The 632-nt window shown below is 47.2% G+C and carries 1 protein-coding gene; it reads right to left on the bottom strand.

All coding sequences use genetic code 11. The annotated features are described in order from the left end of the window. Positions 1 to 383: 383 nt before the first annotated feature. Positions 384 to 632 (bottom strand): putative PEP-binding protein (locus ACTHUM_RS17360; protein ID WP_440403607.1); only part of this gene is annotated, 249 nt, incomplete at its 5' end.

Raw genomic sequence — 632 nt, 5'->3', positions numbered from 1 at the left:
GTGTTTATATAGGGCTTGGGTGTACTGAAGACCTAGTAAAAAGGAATGATATGGGGTGCCTAAAGCCATGGTGGGCAGTAGCTGGAATGGATAGGTAAAGGGTTTTTTATTGCAAAAAAATAAAAGGTATTCGGTTGAAAACAAGGCCGTCTGAAACCTTGCAATCAGGGTTCAGACGGCCTTTGGTGTGGGCATAAAAACTTTTATTTCACTTGCGCCCTATATTTTTCAGACGGCCTGTAAGCAGTATTTGGGAAAAATGAAAAAGGTTGGTTTTTGAAATGGCGAAATAGGGAAGAAGAGGGCTTAAGGGAGAGTCGGGCGTAAACCCAAAATGGGGACGAATAAAAGGGCGTGTATCGAAACACGCCCTTTTTAGAGATTCAGACGGCCTGTGATTCCGCCTGTTCGCTTTGGTTGAGGATTTTAATCAGTTTTTCGGCTTTTTCCGGGTCTTCGCAGCGCAGGATTTTGGCGGCATCGTTTTCGAGATGGCCAGTGTGGCTGTGCAGGATGATGTTTTTAACCGAAAGCAGGTTGTTGGGGTTCATGGAGAAGCGGCGCAAGCCCATGCCGAGCAACAGTCGGGTGAAGACGGTATCGCCGGCCATTTCGCCGCAGATGGATACGCT

It is taken from the genome of Neisseria sp. P0021.S006 (assembly GCF_051956895.1).
Note: the sequence above shows the minus strand (reverse complement) of the source record. Positions and strands in the feature narration are given on the sequence as shown.